The organism is Arthrobacter sp. LT660 (assembly GCF_056172845.1).
On sequence record NZ_CM149651.1, the window covers coordinates 3,291,150 to 3,311,393 of the forward strand.

Below are 20,244 nucleotides of genomic sequence, written 5' to 3' on the forward strand. Positions count from 1 at the left end.
GCTGTAAAATGGTTTCCGGTAGGCATCGCAGCCACCGCGCGATTCCCCCCGAAACCCCATCCCAAGGATTTTTCCCCATGGCAACACCCAAACGCCCCGGCACCGTACGCAAGACCAAGAAGGGCCCCAACGTGGGCACCGGCGGCCACGGCCGCAAGTCCCTCGAGGGCAAGGGCCCCACCCCCAAGGCCGAGGACCGGACCTACCACAAGGCCTACCGCACCAAGCAGCTCGGCGAGCGTGCCGCGGCCAAGGCCGGCACCGGCGCGCGCGCCGCCGGACGCCCGGGCGGCCGACAGGGCAAGGGCGGTAAGCCCGCCGAGGAAATGGTCACCGGGCGCAACTCGGTGGTGGAATCGCTGCGCGCCGGGATTCCGGCGAAGGCGCTGTACGTCGCCATCCGGATCGACGTCGACGACCGTGTCCGCGAATCGCTGAAGATGGCCGCCGAGCGCGGCATCCCGGTCATGGAGACCGGCAAGCCCGAGTTGGACCGGATGACCGACGACGCCATCCACCAGGGCCTGGCGCTGCAGATCCCGCCGTACGACTACCCGGACGCGCTGGAGCTCGTCGAGGAGACGGTCGCCAAGGCCGGCAAGGGCTACATCTCCAACGCGCCGCTGTTCGTGGCCCTCGACGGCATCACCGACCCGCGCAACCTCGGCGCGATCATCCGCTCCGTCTCCGCGTTCAGCGGGCACGGCGTGATCGTCCCGGAGCGCCGCTCGGTGGGTCTGACGGCGTCGGCCTGGAAGACCAGCGCCGGGGCAGCGGTCCGCGTTCCGGTCGCCCGCGCGACCAACCTGACGAGCACCATCAAGGCCATGAAGGCCCTCGGGGTGTACGTGGTGGGCCTGGACGGCGACGGCGACGTGTCGCTGCCGGAATTGGGCCTCGCGACGGAGCCGCTGTGCATCGTCGTCGGATCCGAAGGCAAGGGACTCTCGCGGCTGGTCCGCGAGACCTGCGACCAGATCGTGTCCATCCCCATCGATTCCGGCATGGAGTCACTGAACGCGTCCATGGCCGTGGGCATCTCGCTCTACGAAGTCTCGCGCCGCCGGGCCTAGTCCCGGTCCCCATGGCACAGCCCACCGAGGAGATCCCCTTGCGACTTCGCCACGCCGAGGCGCATTTTTCACGCGCCTTTCCCCTGGGCGTCGCGGACGCCGCGCCTGGGCTGAGCCACGTGCCCGACGCCGTCAACGTCGCCGTGTACGCCCCGGGGCTCGAGGCCGTCGACGTCTGGTTTTCCGACCCCGCCGGGCTCATGGTGTCCGCGCACCTGTTCGACTTCAGCGACGGGGTTCACCACGGCCGCGTCGAGGGGCTGCGCCACGGGGCGCGGTACGCGTTCTGGGACCGCGGCGCGGACCTGCCCGGGCACGGTCAGCTGCTGGTGGACCCCTACGCCAGGGCGTTGGAAACGGACGACGACGGCGTGCACTGGGGCATCCACGTCGCCACCGACTTCGACTGGGGAAGCGACGCCCGGCCACACGTGCCGTGGCGGGACACGGTGGTCTACGAGGCCCACGTCAAGGGACAGACCAGGCTGCACCCTGACATCCCGGAGGAGCTTCGCGGCACCTACGCGGGTTTCGCGCATCCGGTGATGATCGAGCACCTGCAGTTGCTCGGCGTCACCACAGTGGAACTGCTGCCGATCCACTTCCATGTGGACGAGCCGCACCTACAGGAGCTGGGCCTGCCCAACTACTGGGGCTACAACACCCTGGGCTTCTTCGCCCCGCACAGCGAGTACGCGACCGCCGCGGCCCGGGCCGCGGGGCCGAAGGCGGTGCAGGACGAGCTCAAGGGCATGGTCAAGCTGTTGCACGCCGCTGGCATCGAGGTGGTCCTCGACGTCGTGTTCAACCACACGGCCGAGGGTGGCAAGGACCAGCGCGCACTGTCCTGGCGGGGTTTGGCGGACCGGCAGTACTACCGGCACGACGCCGACGGCAACTACTTCGACACCACCGGCTGCGGCAACACGATGAACTTCAACGAGCCGAACGTGGTGCGGATGGCCATGGACTCGCTGCGCCTGTGGGTGGAGGAGTACCACGTGGACGGATTCCGGTTCGATCTCGCCGTGGCCCTGGGCCGCGACGGGAACAACCACTTCACGCCGCAGCACCCGTTTTTCGTCGCACTCGGCGCCGACAAGGCGATGACCGGCGTCAAGCTGATCTCCGAACCGTGGGACGTGTCCATGGGGGGCTGGCAGACCGGCCGCTTCCCGCGCGGCTTCGCAGACTGGAACGACCGCTACCGGGACACGGTCCGTGACTTCTGGTTCGCCGACAGGGCCTCGTTGGAGGCCGGGCACCAGGGCGGATCCGTGGCCCGCCTGGCCGGCGTGCTCGCCGGATCGCGCGAACTGTTCGCCCCGTCCGGTCGCGGACCGCTGGCGTCCGTCAACTTCGTCACGGCACACGACGGCTTCACCCTGCGGGACCTCGCGAGCTACGACCGCAAGCACAACGAGGACAACGGCGAAGAGAACCGCGACGGCCACAACCACAACCGCAGCTACAACCACGGGGTGGAGGGGGCGACCGGCGACGGCGCCGTCTCGGCCGCACGGCTGCAGACCGCCTCGAACGCCATGGCCACCTTGATGCTGTCGCTGGGCGTCCCGATGATCACCGCCGGCGACGAGATCGGCAAGACGCAGGAGGGCAACAACAACGCCTACTGCCAGGACAACGAACAGACGTGGCTGGACTGGACCCTCACGGAGGAGCAGCGCGCCATGCTCGCGACCACCCGGGCGCTTTCGCGCATCCGGCGCGAATTCATGGCCGGGCAGCCGTACAACTATCCCGCGCGGGACAACAGCGCCTACATGCTGTGGTTCGACGAGCACGGCCGGCCGATGCCGCAGGACGCGTGGTCCAACCCTGGCACGCGACTGGTGCAGTTGCTGATGGGCAGCCCCGCCGGACAGATCGACGGGCTCATCGTCTTCAACGGCTCCCTGGAGCACCGCACCATCCTCATGCCCGAGGAGGCGTCGCTGAAGGACTTTGAAACCGTGGAGCACGTGCCTTCCACGTTCGATCTCCGGTTCAGCACCGCTCCCGAGGCGCGCAGCCGCCGCGGGACGACTCTGCGGGCCGGGGAGCGCGAACGGATCGAGGGCTATTCGGTCACGGTGTACCGCGCGACGCCGTAGTGGCGTACTACGAGCCTCCGGCGTTCGCGACGAGGCCCAGCTCGGCATCCGACGTCAGCGCCGGGTGCCGCGGCACCACGCGGACGCCGTACCCGAAGGCCCCCGGACGCTCCAGCGTGAGCGTCCCGGTGAACAGGTGCCGGCCGTTGCCCAGATCCTCCGCGGGGGACAGGTCGGAGACCGCGGTCCCGACCAGCTCGTCGGATTCGAGCACCGAGCCGTGTACGGCCTGGACCGCGATGTCCTCCGGCGCGAGCCCGTCCAGCCGGACGTACGTGTTGACGCGGAACTCCTCGCCGATGCGCGGCTGCTCGGAGATCCCGACCGAATCCACGTGCTCGACGACGACGTCCGGCCATGCGGCGCGGATGCGTCCGGTGTACTCGGCCAGCGCGCGCGCCCCGGCGTGTCCGTCGGCGGCCGCGGCCCGCCCCGACGCCGCGGCCGGAACGTAGAGCTGGTTGACGTAGTCCCGCAGCATCCGCGTCGCGGCGACCTGCGGACCCAGGTGAGCCAGCGTGTGCTTGATCATGCGCACCCATTGGCGCGGAACGCCGTCGTGCTCGGCCTGCGACGGGCCGGCGGCCCCGGCGGCGCCGGAATCCTCGACCCCGTAGAACCTGGGCGCCACGTTGTTCTCGATCAGCGCGTACAACGCCGCCGCCTCGAGGTCGTCGCGCTGTTCCACGGATGCCCCGGGCGGCGCGGTGGGGATGGCCCAACCGTTGTCGCCGTCGAACATCTCGTCCCACCAACCGTCGAGCACCGACAGGTTGAGCCCGCCGTTGATGGCGGCCTTCATGCCGGAGGTTCCACAGGCCTCGAGCGGCCGCAGCGGGTTGTTCAGCCACACGTCGCAGCCCGGGAAGAGCGTGCGCGCCATGCGCATGTCGTAGTTCGGCAGGAACACGATCCGGTGCCGGACCTCGGGGTCGTCCGTGAACCGGACCAGGTCCTGGATCATCTTCTTTCCGGCCTCGTCCGCGGGGTGCGACTTGCCGGCGATCACGATCTGGATCGGCCGCGTCGGGTGCAACAGCAGCGCCTTGAGCCGGTCGGGGTCTCGCAGCATCAGCGTGAGGCGCTTGTAGGTCGGCACGCGGCGGGCGAATCCCATGGTCAGGACGTCGGGATCCAGCACCGACCGCGTCCAGCCGAGCTCGCTTTCCGTGGCGCCGCGCTTGAGCCAGGAGGACCGCAGCCGCGCGCGGACGTCATCGATCAGCTGGACGCGCAGGTTGCGCCGGAGCGCCCAGACGTCCTCGTCGGGAACGTCGGTGGCGCGGCCCCATTCACCGGCCTCCACGGCCTCGTCGCCGAACTGCCTGCGGGCGAACGCGATCACCTGGGGGTCCACCCAGGTGGGGACGTGCACGCCGTTGGTGACGGAGGCGATCGGCACCTCGTCGACGTCGAAACCGGTCCAGAGTCCGGAGAACATGCCGCGCGAGACGCGCCCGTGCAGCTTGGCGACGCCGTTGGCCCGCTGCGCGAGGCGCAGCCCCATGACGGCCATGTTGAACGTCGCGGGATCGCCGCCGGGGTAGTTCTCGGAGCCGAGGCCGAGGATGCCCTCCGCCGGAACGCCCGGGGCCAGCCCGGCGCGGAGGAAGTGGCCGACCTGAAGCGACTCGAATCGGTCGATCCCCGCCGGGACCGGCGTGTGCGTGGTGAAGACCGTGGACGCCCTGACCGCCGCGAGTGCCTCGGTCCAGGACAGTCCGCCATCCATCAGTTCGCGGATTCGCTCCACGCCCAGGAACCCGGCGTGGCCCTCGTTGGTGTGGAAGACCTCGGGGGCGGCGGCGCCGGTGAGCCGCTCGAACGCGCGCAGCGCCTTGACGCCGCCCATGCCCAGCAGCAGCTCCTGTTGGAGCCGGTGGTCCCCGCCTCCGCCGTACAGGCGGTCGGTCACGGCGCGTGCCGCGTCGTCGTTGGTGGGAATGTCGGCGTCGAGCAGCAGCAGGGGCACGCGTCCGACGTCGGCGCGCCAGATCTGAGCGCGCAGCTGGCGGTCCCCGGGCAGGGGCAGGGAGACGACGGCGGGCGTGCCGTCCTCCTCGCGCAGAAGCGAGAGCGGCAGGCCGTGCGGATCCAGGATCGGGTAGGTCTCCTGCTGCCACGCGTCGCGGGAGAGTGACTGCTTGAAGTAACCGGCCTGGTAGAGGAGTCCGACGCCGATGATCGGCACGCCGAGGTCGCTGGCGGTCTTGAGGTGGTCGCCGGCGAGAATGCCGAGACCGCCGGAGTATTGCGGCAGCGCCGCTGTGATGCCGTATTCGGGGGAGAAGTACGCAATGGATCGCGGCGCGGATCCGTCGAGGCCCTGGTACCAGCGCGGCCTCTCGAGGTAGCGCCTGAGGTCCTCCACCTGCGACTGCACGCGGGACACGAACTCCGCGTCGGCGGCCAAGACGTCCAGCCTGGCGCGGTCGAAGCGGCCCAAGAGCGCCACGGGGTCCTCGTGCGCGGCTTCCCATTCCACCGGATCCAGATCGCGGAACAGGCGCGCGGTCGGTTCGTGCCAAGACCAGCGCAGGTTGGCGGCGAGGGTGCCGAGCCCGGCGATAGGCTCGGGCAGGACGGTGCGGACGGTAAATCGTCGGATGGCCTTCACCCTGTGAACGGTAGCGCAGATGCGCCCCGTGCGGGTTTCGTCTCGGTAAACGATGCGCAAAGCGCGTTTATCCTTGGCCTTTGTGACGGATAGTCGCTAGCGTCTACAGGGTGACTAAAGGACAGCAAGCCAGATTCGGCCGCATTCCGGTGACCAACGTCCAACCCGTGGTGGAGGGCGGCCACTTTGCGGCCAAGGCCATTCCGGGGGAGGACGTGCTGGTCTCCGCCACCGCCTTCCGTGAGGGGCACGATTCCGTGGGTGTGACGGCGGTACTCTACGGACCCGACGGCGCCGAGACCCAGCGTGTCCGCATGGCTGCCGGGGCTCCGGGCACCGATTCCTGGCATGCCCGTCTCCGGCCATCCGCGGTAGGGGCATGGGAGTTCGAGGTGGAGGCCTGGGACGATCCCTACGGCACATGGCACCACGCCGCGACGGTGAAGATCGACGCCGGCATCGACGTGGACCTGATGCTCGCCGAGGGGGCCAAGCTGTTCGGTGAGGCCGCCGACGACCACCCGGACGCGCGCGGCGCCGACGTCCTGCGGGCGGCCGCCGCCACTCTTTCCGACCGTGAGCGGGACACCGGCGCCCGCCTGGCCGCAGGGGAGTCCCCGGAGGTCCTCGCCGTGCTCGATGCACATCCGGTGCGCCGGCTGGTCACGTACAGCGGCCGTTTCCCGATCAACGTTGAGCGCGAACGCGCCGGACGCGGCGCCTGGTACGAGTTCTTCCCCCGTTCCGAGGGAGCCGTCTACCACCCGGAGACCGGTGCGCACACGTCGGGCAACTTCACCACCGCCGCCCGGCGGCTGGACGCCGTCGCCGCCATGGGCTTCGACGTCATCTACCTTCCGCCGATCCACCCGATCGGCCGCGCCCACCGCAAGGGTCCCAACAACACGCTTGTCGCCGGGGAGAACGACCCCGGTTCCCCGTGGGCGATCGGCGCCGCCGAGGGCGGCCACGACGCCATCCATCCGGACCTCGGGACCGAGGAGGACTTCGCCGCTTTCGTGGCGCGCGCCAACGAGCTGAACCTCGAAGTGGCGCTGGACCTGGCGCTGCAGGCCTCGCCCGACCACCCGTGGGTCACCGAGCACCCTGAGTGGTTCACGACCCGCGCCGACGGCAGCATCGCCTACGCGGAAAACCCGCCGAAGAAGTATCAGGACATCTATCCGCTGAACTTCGACAACGACCCCGCCGGGCTCTCCAAGGAGATCCTGCGCATCGTCCTGCTCTGGGTGGATCGCGGGGTGCGGATCTTCCGCGTGGACAATCCGCACACCAAGCCGGTCGCCTTCTGGGAGTGGTTGATCTCCCGCGTCGAGGCGCGGCGCCCCGGCGTCGTTTTCCTCGCCGAGGCGTTCACCCGCCCGGCCATGATGCACGCGCTCGGACGCGCCGGATTCCAGCAGTCCTACACGTACTTCACCTGGCGGAACACCAAGGCGGAGCTGGAGGAGTACTTCCAGGAGGTCAGCCACGAGAGCCCCGCGTACTTCCGGCCCAACTTCTTTGTCAACACGCCGGACATCCTCACGGAATACCTCCAGTTCGGCGGCCCCGCGGCCTTCAAGATCCGCGCCGTCCTCGCGTCCATGGCCAGTCCGCTCTGGGGTGTCTACGCCGGGTACGAGCTGTACGAACACGTGGCACGCCCCGGCGCGGAGGAGAACATCGACAACGAGAAGTTCCAGTACAAGACGCGGGACTTCGACGCCGCCGAGGCCGAGGGACGCTCGCTGGCACCCTACCTGACCCGGCTGAACCACATCCGCCGCACGCACCCGGCGCTCGGCGACCTGCAGAACCTGGTCGTGCACGCGTCCTCGGACGACGCCACCGTGGTCTTCTCCAAGACCAAGGAAACGGTGCCCGACGGCGGCGACGGGCCCGTGCGCGACACGATCATCGTGGTCGTGAACGTCGACCCCCACGGTGCCAGGGAGGGTATGGTCACGCTGGACTTGGACGAGTTGCGCCTGCACCCAGCGGACCTCGACGGCGACGGCCGCTTCGTCGTCGACGACCTGATCAGCGGAGAATCCTACCGCTGGGGACAGCACAACTACGTCCGGCTCGATCCGCACGCGGAGCCCGCCCACATCCTGCACGTGAGGAGAAACGCATAGTGGCCAATCCCTATCAGCTGAACGCGCCCGGGCTCGCCCACGATCCGCAATGGCACCGCAAGGCGGTTTTCTACGAGGTCCTGGTCAGGGCCTTCGCGGACGGGAACGGCGACGGCAGCGGGGACCTGGCCGGCCTGATCGACAAGCTCGACTACCTGCAGTGGCTGGGCATCGACTGCCTCTGGGTGCCGCCGTTCTTCAAGTCGCCCCTGCGCGACGGCGGCTACGACATCGCCGACTACTACGACGTCCTGGACGAGTTCGGCACGATCGGGGACTTCCGCCGCCTCGTCTCCGAGGCGCACGCGCGCGGCCTGCGGATCGTGATCGACCTGCCCATGAACCACACCTCGGACGAGCACCCGTGGTTCCAGGACTCGCGCAGCGACCCGGAGGGGGAATACGGGGACTTCTACGTCTGGAGCGACACGGACGAGCTGTATTCGGACGCGCGCATCATCTTCGTGGACACCGAGGAGTCGAATTGGACGTTCGACCCCATCCGCCGGCAGTTCTTCTGGCACCGCTTCTTCCACCACCAGCCGGACCTCAACTTCGAGAACCCCAAGGTCCACGAGGCGATGTTCGACGTCGTCCGCTTCTGGCTGGACCTGGGGGTCGACGGCTTCCGCGCCGACGCCATCCCGTACCTCTTCGAGGAGGACGGGACCAACTGCGAGAACCTGCCGCCGACGCACGCGTTCCTCCGGGACCTGCGCAGCATGGTCGACGAGGAATACCCCGGCAGGATCATCATCGCCGAGGCCAACCAGCCGCCCTTCGAGGTGGTCGAGTACTTCGGCACCGCCGAGGAACCCGAATGCCACATGTGCTTCCACTTCCCGATCATGCCGAAGCTCTACTACGCCCTGCGCGACCAGTTGGCTGCCCCGATCATCCAGACCATGGAGGAGACGCCGGACATCCCGGTCGGCACGCAGTGGGGGACGTTCCTGCGCAACCACGACGAATTGACCCTGGAGATGGTCACGTCCGAGGAGCGCGAGGCCATGCTCGGCTGGTACGCCCCGGATTCGCGCATGCGCGCGAATGTCGGCATCCGCCGTCGCCTGGCGCCGCTGCTGGACAACTCCCGCGCCGAGCTGGAACTCATCCATGCCCTGCTGCTGGCGCTGCCGGGCAGCCCGTTCCTGTACTACGGGGACGAGATCGGCATGGGCGACAACATCTGGCTCGACGACCGCGACGCCTCCCGGACACCGATGCAGTGGAACCCGGACCGCAACGCGGGATTCTCCACAGCGGATCCGGGCAAGCTGTACCTGCCGGTTGTCAGTTCGCTGATCTTCAACTTCACCAATGTCAACGTGGAGCAGCAGCTGGCCCACAGCGGATCCATGCTGCACTGGATCCGCCAGGTCCTCGGTGTGCGCCGCGAGCACCCGGTGTTCGGCATCGGAACCTACCGGAACGTGCGCGCCAGCGCTCCGAGCGTCCTGGCCTTCCTGCGCGAGCTGCCGGCCGACGTCGGCGAGGACTTCGAGGGCGAGGCGATCCTGTGCATCTACAACCTGTCCAGGCACCCGGCGTCCACGGAACTCGACCTGTCCGAATTCGCCGGCCGCGGCCTGCGTGACGTCTTCGGCGGCAGCGTTTTTCCGGCCATCGGGTCCGACGGTAGGCTCGGGCTCACCTTGGGTTCGCAGGGCTTCTACTGGCTGCGACTCCGCTCCGCACGTTCGGACGTCTATTCGCCCGCAACGCAGTCCATGCCACTGATCAAGCAGGAGGACCCCTCACGATGACGCCTCAGGACGCGCAGCTTCTCGACTTGCTCACCGGGTGGCTGCGCGGGCAGCGATGGTTCCCCGTTCGCGACGCGGACTTCGCTCTGCGGAGGGTCGGATCGGTCCGGCTCACCGACCCGCACGGCGAGGTCGACCTCGAATCCGTCCTGCTGGCAGTGGACGTGTCCCCGGCCGGCCCGGGCACGTACGCGGGGACCGACGCCGCGGCGCCGGATGCCGCCGTCGTGCACGTGCCGCTGTCCTTCCGGCTGACCCCGCTGGGGACCGACGCCTCGTCCGAGGCAGCGCGCGATGCGGCGGACACCGCACTGATCGGAACCATCGAAGCCGGCGGACGCCGCTCGGCGTCGACCTGGTACGTCTACGACGGCACGCACGATCCCGCGTTCATCGCCGCGTGGCTGGAGCTGATGCGCACCTCCGGGACGGGCGACGGATTCGCCGGGCATCCGGCGGCGGGATTCGACGAACGCGCACCGCTGGAACCGCCCCTGGCCGCCGGCGTGCTCGGCGGCGAGCAGTCCAACACGTCCGTGGTGGTCGAATCCGTGGAGGGCGACGTCATCGCGAAGTTCTTCCGCGTCCCCGCCGCCGGCACCAACCCCGACGTCGAACTCGGAGAACTGCTGACCGAGGGCGGATCGTTCGACGTCCCGTTGACTTTCGGCTCCGTCACCGCGCGGTGGGGGACCGCCGACGGCGAGGTCACCGGCGCGCTCGGCGTCCTGCGCGAGTTCATCGGCGGAAGCCAGGACGCCTGGCGCACGGCCAGCGTCGCGGCACTCGAGGGCGCCGAGTTCACCGGGGAGGCCGAGGAGATCGGCCGGGCCACCGCCAGGCTCCACCGGGACCTGGCACGCGTGGCCGGCACGGGACAGGCGGACGCGGACGCGGTTTCGTCGCTGGTCGAAAGCCTGCGCCAGCGCCTGGTGTGGGGCTGGCAGAAGGCCGGCTCCGCGGTGGGTGCGTTCGAGGGACCCTTCCGCCAGGTGCTCGGGCGCCTCGACGAGATCGCCGAGCTACCTCCGCTACAGCGAATCCACGGCGACTACCACTTGGGCCAGGTGCTACACGCCCCCACCCGGGGGTGGGTGGTCCTCGACTTCGAGGGCGAGCCGTTGCGCGCCGCCGGGGAACGTACCAGCCGCGACGTCGCGTTGCGCGACGTCGTCGGCATGTTGCGTTCCTTCGACTACGCCGCCGGGGTCGCCATCCGCAACGGAGACGGAACCCCGGAGTCGCTGCGCTCGGCGACGGAGTGGGCCAAGCGGTCCCGCCGCGCGTTCCTCGCTGGATACGAGGCCGAGTCCGGCGAGCCGGTGGACACGGAATCCCCCCTGTTCCTGGCCCTATGGCTGGACAAGGCGTTGTACGAGGTTGTCTATGAGCTGCAGAACAGGCCGTCGTGGGTTCAGGTCCCGGCGTCCGCCGTCCAGGAGGTGCTGTCCACCATGACCGCGAACGAGAACACCGAACCGCAGGCGCGCGACGAAACCACCGTCGAGGCGACCCGTCCGGTCGATGTGGCCGCGCGGCCGGCACCCCAAGGGCCGCTGCCGGTCGACGGCCACGTGCTCTCCGCCGTCGCCCACGGTGCGCACCACGCGCCCCATGCGGTGCTGGGCGCGCACCTGGACGACTACGGACACGTCACCGTCCGAACGCTGCGCCGGCTGGCCCGCGAGGTCACCGTCGTGACGGCCGACGGACGGCACCCGATGCGGCACGAACACGAGGGAATCTGGGTGGCGGTCCTGCCCGCCTCGGACCGCGAAGGCCACGTTCCCGACTACCGGCTCGAGGTCGCGTACGGCGAGGACGAGCCCCACCTGGCCGACGACCCGTACCGCTACCTGCCCACCTTGGGCGAGGTCGACCTGCACCTCATCGCCGAGGGACGGCACGAGAAGCTGTGGTCCGCATTGGGCGCCCACGTGCGGCGCTACCACTCGACGCTCGGCGACAGCACCGGAACCAGCTTCGCCGTCTGGGCCCCCAACGCCCGGGCCGTCCGGGTCAAGGGGGACTTCAACAACTGGGACGCGACTCCGCACGCGATGCGCTCGCTGGGCCACTCCGGTGTGTGGGAACTGTTCATCCCGGGCGTCGGTGCCGGGGCCGTCTACAAGTTCGAGCTCCTGGGGCCGGACGGTCATTGGCGCGAGAAGGCCGACCCCATGGCGCGGCACACCGAGATCCCGCCGCTGACCGGATCGGTGGTGACCGAATCGTCTTACGGCTTCAACGACGAGGAGTGGATGGGCCGCCGCGGCGCGAGCGATCCGCACAACGCGCCGATGAGCGTGTACGAGGTGCACCTCGGCTCCTGGCGGATAGGGCTGTCCTACCGCGAGCTAGCGGACCAGCTGGCGGAGTACGTGAGCTGGCAGGGATTCACCCACGTCGAGTTCATGCCGGTCGCCGAGCACCCGTTCGGCGGATCGTGGGGCTACCAGGTCACGTCCTACTACGCGCCGACGTCCCGCTTCGGCCACCCCGACGACTTCCGGTACCTCGTGGACAAGCTGCACCAGGCCGGAATCGGCGTCCTTCTGGATTGGGTCCCGGCGCACTTCCCCAAGGACGAGTGGGCGCTGGCAAAGTTAGATGGCATGACGCTGTACGAGCACGCGGACCCGCGCCTCGGCGAGCACCCCGACTGGGGGACGCTGATCTTCGACTTCGGCCGGAACGAGGTGCGCAACTTCCTGGTGGCCAACGCGCTCTACTGGCTGACCGAGTTCCACATCGACGGCCTGCGCGTGGACGCCGTCGCCTCGATGCTTTACCTGGACTACTCGCGCGAGGAAGGCCAGTGGGTGCCGAACGTGCACGGCGGGCGCGAGAACCTCGAGGCCATCCGGTTCCTGCAGGAGGCAACGGCCACGGCGTACCGGGTGGCGCCCGGCACGGTCATGATCGCGGAGGAGTCGACGGCGTTCGACGGCGTCACGCGCGCCACGTCCGACGGCGGCCTGGGCTTCGGCATCAAGTGGAACATGGGCTGGATGCACGACTCGCTGGAGTACATCGGCGAGGATCCGATCAACCGCATGCACCACCACCACAAGATGACGTTCTCCCTGGCGTACGCATGGACCGAGAACTTCCTCCTGCCGATCAGTCACGACGAGGTGGTCCACGGGAAGGGCTCGCTGCTGCGGCGTATGCCCGGGGACCGCTGGCGGCAGCTGGCGCAGGTGCGCGCCTACCTCGCCTACCAGTGGGCGCACCCCGGCAAGCAGCTCATCTTCATGGGCACCGAGTTCGCGCAGGAAGCCGAGTGGAGCGAGCAGCACGGGCTCGACTGGTGGCTGGCCGACACGCACCAGCACCGCGGGGTTCAGTTGGCGGTCCGCAAGCTCAACGAGGTCTACCGGTCCTCGCCCGCACTCTGGGAACGGGACAATGATCCGTCCGGCTTCGAATGGATCGAGTCGCAGGACGGTGCCGGCAACACGCTGGCGTTCATCCGCCGCGACGCCGCCGGCCACCCGTTGGTGTGCGTCGCCAATTTCTCTGGGGAGCCGCGGCACGACTACCGGCTCGGACTGCCCCTGCCCGGCGCGTGGACCGAGGCCGTGAACACCGATGCCCGGGAGTACGGGGGGTCGGGTGTCGACAACGGCGGCACGGTGATCGCGGAAGCCGGAGGGCACCAAGGCCAGCCCGCGCACGCGGTGCTCACCCTCCCGCCACTGGGAGTGCTCTACCTCACTCCGCCGGATTCCCCGGCAGAATAGGACGACACCGGAATCCCGGGGCCAACGGCCCCGGGATTCCGCGCTTTTCCGGCCCTCGCCCCAACGGGTACCCCCGATTTGGCGTGGGGCGAAAGTGGGCGTATAGTTTTGTTCCGCGCCGGTCGCCGAAAGAATCCCGAAAGGGAGAAAAGCCTTCCATTGGAAAGCATCGGGACCACGCAAAAACCACTCGAAAAACTGGTCCGGATGTCGAATTGACACCGGGGAGGCGGACGGGTAAGTTAGACAAGTTGCTCCAGAGCGAAGCGCCGGTTACCGGGTCGTGGAGGTTGGAAGCGTCTGTTGTTTGAGAACTCAATAGTGTGCCATGTTTGTTGACACCGATTTTTTATCGATTATTGGTGAATGGCCCTTTTTGCCGCACCCGTGTGGTGGGAGGGTTTTTTGCCGGGATTGTTTTGCTTGGTGCAATCGTTGGCCCGATTTTCCTTGGGTCTTCTTGGTTGTGTCTGTATTTTTTTACGGAGAGTTTGATCCTGGCTCAGGATGAACGCTGGCGGCGTGCTTAACACATGCAAGTCGAACGATGATCCCCAGCTTGCTGGGGGGATTAGTGGCGAACGGGTGAGTAACACGTGAGTAACCTGCCCCCGACTCTGGGATAAGCCCGGGAAACTGGGTCTAATACCGGATATTCTCCTTCCGCCGCATGGTGGGGGGTGGAAAGTGTTAGCGGTTGGGGATGGACTCGCGGCCTATCAGCTTGTTGGCGGGGTAATGGCCCACCAAGGCGACGACGGGTAGCCGGCCTGAGAGGGTGACCGGCCACACTGGGACTGAGACACGGCCCAGACTCCTACGGGAGGCAGCAGTGGGGAATATTGCACAATGGGCGAAAGCCTGATGCAGCGACGCCGCGTGAGGGATGACGGCCTTCGGGTTGTAAACCTCTTTCAGTAGGGAAGAAGCGAAAGTGACGGTACCTGCAGAAGAAGCGCCGGCTAACTACGTGCCAGCAGCCGCGGTAATACGTAGGGCGCAAGCGTTATCCGGAATTATTGGGCGTAAAGAGCTCGTAGGCGGTTTGTCGCGTCTGCCGTGAAAGTCCGGGGCTCAACCCCGGATCTGCGGTGGGTACGGGCAGACTAGAGTGATGTAGGGGAGACTGGAATTCCTGGTGTAGCGGTGAAATGCGCAGATATCAGGAGGAACACCGATGGCGAAGGCAGGTCTCTGGGCATTAACTGACGCTGAGGAGCGAAAGCATGGGGAGCGAACAGGATTAGATACCCTGGTAGTCCATGCCGTAAACGTTGGGCACTAGGTGTGGGGGACATTCCACGTTTTCCGCGCCGTAGCTAACGCATTAAGTGCCCCGCCTGGGGAGTACGGCCGCAAGGCTAAAACTCAAAGGAATTGACGGGGGCCCGCACAAGCGGCGGAGCATGCGGATTAATTCGATGCAACGCGAAGAACCTTACCAAGGCTTGACATGGGCCGGACCGCCGTGGAAACACGGCTTCCCCTTTGGGGCCGGTTCACAGGTGGTGCATGGTTGTCGTCAGCTCGTGTCGTGAGATGTTGGGTTAAGTCCCGCAACGAGCGCAACCCTCGTTCCATGTTGCCAGCGGGTTATGCCGGGGACTCATGGGAGACTGCCGGGGTCAACTCGGAGGAAGGTGGGGACGACGTCAAATCATCATGCCCCTTATGTCTTGGGCTTCACGCATGCTACAATGGCCGGTACAAAGGGTTGCGATACTGTGAGGTGGAGCTAATCCCAAAAAGCCGGTCTCAGTTCGGATTGGGGTCTGCAACTCGACCCCATGAAGTCGGAGTCGCTAGTAATCGCAGATCAGCAACGCTGCGGTGAATACGTTCCCGGGCCTTGTACACACCGCCCGTCAAGTCACGAAAGTTGGTAACACCCGAAGCCGGTGGCCCAACCCCTTGTGGGAGGGAGCCGTCGAAGGTGGGACCGGCGATTGGGACTAAGTCGTAACAAGGTAGCCGTACCGGAAGGTGCGGCTGGATCACCTCCTTTCTAAGGAGCAGCTAGCAAACGCCGTCCGCACTTGAGTGTGGGGGGTTTTGTTCAGTGTTTGCCCGTTGCGGCCGCGTTTGTCGGCCGGCGGGTGCTCATGGGTGGAATGTCAACGGATTGTGGCCTGTTCCGGCGTGTGCCTGGACCGTGCGAGTACGCCTCCCCTTTTGGGGGGGGTTGGAAAGCGGTGGTCCGGGTCGGTGTCGGGGCGGGTCCATGGCGCACTGTTGGGCCCTGAGACAACAGGCCCGCGCCCTTCGGCGCATGTTCCGCACGGTTGTGCGGGGTGTGTGGTGGGGGGGGCGGTTGTGTGTCTTGGTTGTCCCCGCGCATGGCCTAGGCCCGCCGGTTCCGGCATCCCCTTTTTTGCGGGGGTGTTGGTGGTGGGGTGTGGGTGTGTTGGGGTTGTTGTTTGGGAACTGCATAGTGGACGCGAGCATCTTGTACCGGGGAACGCCCTTTGTGGTGTTTCCCGTGCAAATAGCAATTTCTTTGATTTGAGAACCCCGGTGGCCTGGCCTTCGTGGTCCGGTTGTCCGTGTGGTTCTCTCGATTTGTAGATAGCTCTTTGCTTGGCCTGTTTGTGGTCAAGTTTTCAAGGGCGCACGGTGGATGCCTTGGCATTAGGAGCCGAAGAAGGACGTGGGAATCTGCGATAAGCCTGGTCGAGTCGATAACCGGACGTTGACGCCAGGATTTCCGAATGGGGAAACCCCGCACAGCGCGCGAGTGTCTGTGTGACCCGCAGCTGAACACATAGGCTGCGTGGAGGGAACGCGGGGAAGTGAAACATCTCAGTACCCGCAGGAAGAGAAAACAACAGTGATTCCGTGAGTAGTGGCGAGCGAAAGCGGATGGGGCTAAACCGAGTCATGTGTGATAGCCGGCGGGCGTTGCATGGCCGGGGTCGTGGGACCATCCATATCAGTTCTGCCGGACTGGTGGGGCGAGGTGCGGAAGTATAGGCGAACCGGTTTGAATGCCGGACCATAGGGGGTGCGAGTCCCGTAGCCGTAATGCTTTCCGCCGCCCTGTGAAGGTATCCCAAGTAGTACGGGGCCCGAGAAATCCCGTGCGAATCCGCCAGGACCACCTGGTAAGCCTGAATACTACCTAATGACCGATAGCGGACAAGTACCGTGAGGGAAAGGTGAAAAGTACCCCGGGAGGGGAGTGAAACAGTACCTGAAACCGTGTGCCTACAATCCGTCGGAGCCTCCATTGTTGGGGTGACGGCGTGCCTTTTGAAGAATGAGCCTGCGAGTTAGTGTTACGTCGCGAGGTTAACCCGTGTGGGGAAGCCGTAGCGAAAGCGAGTCTGAATAGGGCGTTGCAGTGGCGTGATCTAGACCCGAAGCGAAGTGATCTACCCATGGCCAGGTTGAAGCGCGTGTAAGAGCGCGTGGAGGACCGAACCCACTTCAGTTGAAAATGGAGGGGATGAGCTGTGGGTAGGGGTGAAAGGCCAATCAAACTTCGTGATAGCTGGTTCTCCCCGAAATGCATTTAGGTGCAGCGTTGCGTGTTTCTTGCCGGAGGTAGAGCTACTGGATGGCCGATGGGCCCCAAAAGGTTACTGACGTCAGCCAAACTCCGAATGCCGGCAAGTGAGAGCGCAGCAGTGAGACTGTGGGGGATAAGCTTCATAGTCGAGAGGGAAACAGCCCAGAACGCCAACTAAGGCCCCCAAGCGTGTGCTAAGTGGGAAAGGATGTGGAGTTGCGAAGACAACCAGGAGGTTGGCTTAGAAGCAGCCACCCTTGAAAGAGTGCGTAATAGCTCACTGGTCAAGTGATTCCGCGCCGACAATGTAGCGGGGCTCAAGCACACCGCCGAAGTTGCGTCATCCGGATATTGAGGCAGGCCTTCGTGGTCCAGCCGTCCGGGTGGGTAGGGGAGCGTCGTGCCGGCAGTGAAGCAGCGGTGTGAACCAGTTGTGGAGCCGGCACGAGTGAGAATGCAGGCATGAGTAGCGAAAGACGGGTGAGAAACCCGTCCGCCGAATGATCAAGGGTTCCAGGGTCAAGCTAATCTGCCCTGGGTGAGTCGGGACCTAAGGCGAGGCCGACAGGCGTAGTCGATGGACAACGGGTTGATATTCCCGTACCGGCGAAGAACCGCCCATACCGAGCTGGCGATGCTAACCGCCCCAAACGCCCACCATTCCTCCTTCGGGAGGGATACCGGGTGCGCGGCGCGGGACCCGAGCCAGGGAGGTAAGCGTATTAACAGGTGTGACGCAGGAAGGTAGCCGGGCCAGGCAATGGAATCGACCTGGTCCAAGGGTGTAGGGCGAACGGTAGGCAAATCCGCCGTTCACGATGCCTGAGACCCGATAGGCGCCCCGTTCTCGGGGTGATCCGGTGATCCTCTGCTGCCAAGAAAAGCATCGACGCGAGGTTCCAGCCGCCCGTACCCCAAACCGACACAGGTGATCAGGTAGAGAATACCAAGGCGATCGAGAGAATCATGGTTAAGGAACTCGGCAAAATGCCCCCGTAACTTCGGGAGAAGGGGGGCCCCAACCTTGAACACACCTTGCGTGTGGGAGGGGATCGGGGCCGCAGAGACCAGGGGGAAGCGACTGTTTACTAAAAACACAGGTCCGTGCGAAGTCGCAAGACGATGTATACGGACTGACTCCTGCCCGGTGCTGGAAGGTTAAGAGGATCGGTTAGCCGCAAGGCGAAGCTGAGAATTCAAGCCCCAGTAAACGGCGGTGGTAACTATAACCATCCTAAGGTAGCGAAATTCCTTGTCGGGTAAGTTCCGACCTGCACGAATGGAGTAACGACTTCCCCGCTGTCTCAACCATGAACTCGGCGAAATTGCACTACGAGTAAAGATGCTCGTTACGCGCAGCAGGACGGAAAGACCCCGAGACCTTTACTATAGTTTGGTATTGGTGTTCGGTGCGGCTTGTGTAGGATAGGTGGGAGACGTTGAAGCCCGGACGCCAGTTCGGGTGGAGTCATCGTTGAAATACCACTCTGGCCGTACCGGATTCCTAACTTCGGCCCATGATCTGGGTCAGGGACAGTGCCTGATGGGTAGTTTAACTGGGGCGGTTGCCTCCTAAAGAGTAACGGAGGCGCCCAAAGGTTCCCTCAGCCTGGTTGGCAATCAGGTGTCGAGTGTAAGTGCACAAGGGAGCTTGACTGTGAGAGCGACAGCTCGAGCAGGGACGAAAGTCGGGACTAGTGATCCGGCGGCACGTTGTGGAACGGCCGTCGCTCAACGGATAAAAGGTACCTCGGGGATAACAGGCTGATCTTGCCCAAGAGTCCATATCGACGGCATGGTTTGGCACCTCGATGTCGGCTCGTCGCATCCTGGGGCTGGAGTAGGTCCCAAGGGTTGGGCTGTTCGCCCATTAAAGCGGTACGCGAGCTGGGTTTAGAACGTCGTGAGACAGTTCGGTCCCTATCCGCTGCGCGCGCAGGAAATTTGAGAAGGTCTGTCCTTAGTACGAGAGGACCGGGACGGACGAACCTCTGGTGTGTCAGTTGTACTGCCAAGTGCACCGCTGATTGGCTACGTTCGGATGGGATAACCGCTGAAAGCATCTAAGCGGGAAGCCCGCTTCAAGATGAGATTTCCATACCATTTATGGTGAGAGGCCCCCAGCAGACCACTGGGTTGATAGGCGGGACGTGGAAGCGAGGACCAAAGACTCGTGAAGCCGACCCGTACTAATAGGCCGACAACTTACACCACAAACACCACACCAACAGCGTGTGGCAAGAAACGCTGCGTCCACTATGCGGTCCCGAAACAACAACCGTTTCGGAAAACCACAACAAAATACCCCGCCACCACGGCACACCCCCACCAAAAACCAGGGGGGCGCCACGGTGGGCGGGAACGTCACGAAAACAACCGTGACCCAAAAGATTTCCCACCCCCACACCACCAGGTGCCGGGGGAACGGGACACAGGGTTACGGCGGTCATAGCGTGGGGGAAACGCCCGGTCCCATACCGAACCCGGAAGCTAAGACCCACAGCGCCGATGGTACTGCACTCGGGAGGGTGTGGGAGAGTAGGACACCGCCGGACATAATTTCAGGTCGGGGCCCCAACACAGTTGGGGCCCCGACCCATTTAACGCCGCACCTACGGGGAGCGGCAGGTTCCGGGTACAGCGGACCCGGGGCTTCGATCCAGGGCCGACGGCGGCGGTTTCCGGGGCTACTGTTGAAGCATGGACGGAATCTTTTCGCATGCACCCACGCCGGATCCACCCCAAGGCGAGGCCGGAGCGGGTAGCCCGGAAGCGATCACGCACACCGTGACGGTTCCCGTGGAACCGGACCAGGCCTTCGAGGGGTTCACCGAGTACATCCACCTCTGGTGGCCGGTGGGGACGCATTCAACATTCGGCAGCGGTACCACCGTCGCCTTCGAATCGGGCGGCCTCGTCGAGGAGGCGGAGGACGGCCGGCAGCACGAGTGGGCCAAGGTGGTCGAGGCCAAGGCCGCTGAGCGTCTGGAGCTGGCGTTCACGTTGGGTGTGGAGCAGCACCCTTCCACGCGGGTGGCACTCGAATTCAGGGATGCCGCGCCCCGCGGTACGAATGTCACCTTGACCCACGATGGCTGGGCGGCGGGGGAAACGGGCTTGGAACAAGCCGCCACGTACACGGACTGGCCGGAGATCATGGGTTACTACGCCCGCTTCATGGGCGCGTCTTTACCATCGTGATTCGCTCGTGGTGCTCCACGGTGGGGAAGGTCGAGTACAAGCGATGGAGCAGTCTCCGCCATTCGCCGGCGCAATGTG

Annotated in this window: 7 protein-coding genes and 3 rRNA genes; 9 read left to right on the forward strand and 1 reads right to left on the reverse strand. The window is 65.7% G+C overall.

Features of this window, described 5'->3' with window-relative positions; genetic code table 11:
• Nucleotides 1–77 precede the first annotated feature (77 nt).
• Complete coding sequence (gene rlmB / locus AC0QSG_RS15405) at nucleotides 78–1,073, forward strand: 23S rRNA (guanosine(2251)-2'-O)-methyltransferase RlmB (protein WP_475376037.1); 996 nt, start codon at nucleotides 78–80, stop codon at nucleotides 1,071–1,073.
• 11 nt (nucleotides 1,074–1,084) lie between these two features.
• Complete coding sequence (gene glgX, locus AC0QSG_RS15410) at nucleotides 1,085–3,187, forward strand: glycogen debranching protein GlgX (RefSeq protein ID WP_475376038.1); 2,103 nt, start codon at nucleotides 1,085–1,087, stop codon at nucleotides 3,185–3,187.
• Between the two features lie 7 nt (nucleotides 3,188–3,194).
• Here glgX and glgP read toward each other — a convergent pair whose 3' ends face one another.
• Nucleotides 3,195–5,804 (reverse strand): alpha-glucan family phosphorylase, encoded by a 2,610-nt coding sequence (glgP, locus tag AC0QSG_RS15415; RefSeq protein ID WP_475376039.1) that lies wholly within the window; start codon nucleotides 5,802–5,804, stop codon nucleotides 3,195–3,197.
• A 110-nt stretch (nucleotides 5,805–5,914) separates the two neighbouring features.
• Here glgP and AC0QSG_RS15420 point away from each other — a divergent pair, with 110 nt between their 5' ends.
• The 7 genes from AC0QSG_RS15420 to AC0QSG_RS15450 all read left to right on the forward strand — a co-directional run bounded on the left by AC0QSG_RS15420 (nucleotide 5,915) and on the right by AC0QSG_RS15450 (nucleotide 20,166).
• On the forward strand, nucleotides 5,915–7,945 hold the full coding sequence (locus AC0QSG_RS15420; protein WP_475376040.1) for an alpha-1,4-glucan--maltose-1-phosphate maltosyltransferase: 2,031 nt from the start codon (nucleotides 5,915–5,917) through the stop codon (nucleotides 7,943–7,945).
• On the forward strand, nucleotides 7,945–9,711 hold the full coding sequence (gene treS / locus AC0QSG_RS15425) for a maltose alpha-D-glucosyltransferase (protein WP_475376041.1): 1,767 nt from the start codon (nucleotides 7,945–7,947) through the stop codon (nucleotides 9,709–9,711). The genes AC0QSG_RS15420 and treS overlap by 1 nt, the downstream gene beginning before the upstream one ends.
• Entirely contained in the window at nucleotides 9,708–13,457 is a 3,750-nt protein-coding gene (glgB, locus tag AC0QSG_RS15430; RefSeq protein WP_475376042.1) for a 1,4-alpha-glucan branching protein GlgB, read from the forward strand. The genes treS and glgB overlap by 4 nt, the downstream gene beginning before the upstream one ends.
• Before the next feature lie 479 nt (nucleotides 13,458–13,936).
• Nucleotides 13,937–15,462 (forward strand): 16S ribosomal RNA (locus AC0QSG_RS15435).
• Nucleotides 15,463–16,047: 585 nt separating this feature from the next.
• Nucleotides 16,048–19,179, forward strand: a 23S ribosomal RNA gene (locus AC0QSG_RS15440).
• 224 nt (nucleotides 19,180–19,403) lie between these two features.
• Nucleotides 19,404–19,520 (forward strand): 5S ribosomal RNA (rrf, locus tag AC0QSG_RS15445).
• The 16S, 23S and 5S rRNA genes sit together here, the layout of an rRNA operon.
• 145 nt (nucleotides 19,521–19,665) lie before the next feature.
• Complete coding sequence (locus AC0QSG_RS15450) at nucleotides 19,666–20,166, forward strand: SRPBCC domain-containing protein (protein ID WP_475376043.1); 501 nt, start codon at nucleotides 19,666–19,668, stop codon at nucleotides 20,164–20,166.
• The last annotated feature ends 78 nt before the right edge of the window (nucleotides 20,167–20,244 follow it).

Excerpts from the sequence above, each read along its gene's own strand:
- rlmB (WP_475376037.1), top strand. The coding sequence starts at position 78 with ATGGCAACACCCAAACGCCCCGGCACCGTACGCAAGACCAAGAAGGGC.
- glgX (WP_475376038.1), top strand. The coding sequence starts at position 1,085 with ATGGCACAGCCCACCGAGGAGATCCCCTTGCGACTTCGCCACGCCGAG.
- glgB (WP_475376042.1), top strand. The coding sequence starts at position 9,708 with ATGACGCCTCAGGACGCGCAGCTTCTCGACTTGCTCACCGGGTGGCTG.
- AC0QSG_RS15450 (WP_475376043.1), top strand. The coding sequence starts at position 19,666 with ATGGACGGAATCTTTTCGCATGCACCCACGCCGGATCCACCCCAAGGC.